Genomic DNA, 235 nt, shown 5'->3' on the forward strand with positions numbered 1-235 from the left:
CGGCGCTCCGCGAGGAGCTGGGCGACCTGCTGCTGCAGGTGGCCTTCCACGCCAGCATGATCATGTCTGTGATCATGGGGCCGCCGCCGTTCGCCCCGGTGCCGGCCGACGTCCCACGCGCGGCCCCCGGGGCGGGCCGGCGCACGGCGGGCCGGCGCACGGCGCGGGGTCAGGAGCCGATTCCGCCGTCCCCGCGCTCGCCGCCCTCGTCTCGGTCCTTCTCGTCCCCGTCCTC

At 77.4% G+C, this 235-nt stretch carries 1 protein-coding gene; it reads left to right on the top strand.

Annotation, left to right across the window (positions count from 1 at the left end; translation table 11 throughout):
- Window positions 1-235 (top strand): MazG nucleotide pyrophosphohydrolase domain-containing protein (locus AB0G16_RS33940; protein WP_362814337.1); only part of this gene is annotated, 235 nt, incomplete at both ends.

The sequence above is a fragment of the Streptosporangium sp. NPDC023615 genome, from assembly GCF_040640155.1.
Lineage (GTDB): Bacteria > Actinomycetota > Actinomycetes > Streptosporangiales > Streptosporangiaceae > Streptosporangium.